We start from the raw sequence: 1,003 nt of genomic DNA, 5'->3' as shown, positions 1-1,003 counted from the left end.
AGTTACCACACCTAAAAATAATAAAGATGGCAAGCCAGTATAAAGATAAAACATTAGTGGAAATTTTACAGGAAGAATTAAAAGGAAATAAAGCTCGTATGACTTTGCTAAGCTACCTGGTGGTCTCCTTATTGCAAGTACGTAGCGTCAATTTCAAGCGATTGGCCACAGGTTATCATAATGGCGTCCAGCTCTCCTCCAAACTTAGGCGAATCCAACGTTTTTTCAGGCAATTTGCGTTTAGCGATCATTTATATTGTCAATTAATCATTAAAATGTTACCCATCAAAGGAAAATATGCGCTGAGTATGGACCGCACGAATTGGAGGCTGGGCCAACTTAATATTAACCTTTTATTCCTCTCAGTGATCTACAAAGGTGTGGGCCTACCCATCTTTTGGTGTGTTTTAGGCGATAAACGGGGCAATTCCTCCCAAGAAGAACGCATAGTATTATTAAACCGTTTTATGGACTGTTTTGGAAAAGATAAAATTGAATATTTGACGGCTGACCGGGAGTTCATTGGCCAGGATTGGTTGGCATTCTTAACTGGCCACCAGGTTCGTTTTATCATTAGGGTACGCAATAATATGCACCTTACTTTTACTGATGGAAAGACTGTAAAAGCCCATTGGCTGTTATTGGCGCAACCTTTAAACCAGGTGTATTTCCACCCCAGGATAGTTTATCTCAATGATACGCTGGTGTATTTCTCCGGGCTCAAGTATCTTAATCGGGATGGCAAAATTGATTATTTGATTTTAGTATCCTATAAACAGGATCATTTAAGCATGGGGCTTTACAAAAACCGCTGGCAAATAGAGACTATGTTTAGGGCCTTTAAATCTGCTGGGTTTAATCTGGAAGCCACCCATGTTAATGATGATCAGCGGTTAAATACACTTATCAGGGTGTTGGTGATTGCCTTTATCTGGTCGTATAATATAGGGATTTACCTACATGAAAACATCAAACAAATCACCATCAAAAAGCATGGCAGAAG

Annotated in this window: 1 protein-coding gene; it reads left to right on the top strand. The window is 39.5% G+C overall.

Annotation, left to right across the window (positions count from 1 at the left end; translation table 11 throughout):
* Positions 1-26 precede the first annotated feature (26 nt).
* On the top strand, positions 27-1,003 hold a 977-nt coding region (locus tag AAG747_RS29175; RefSeq protein WP_346824798.1), incomplete at its 3' end, for an IS4 family transposase.

The sequence above is a fragment of the Rapidithrix thailandica genome (assembly GCF_039710355.1).
GTDB classification, from domain to species: domain Bacteria; phylum Bacteroidota; class Bacteroidia; order Cytophagales; family Flammeovirgaceae; genus Rapidithrix; species Rapidithrix thailandica.
This window is presented reverse-complemented; position numbering and strand designations above follow the sequence as displayed.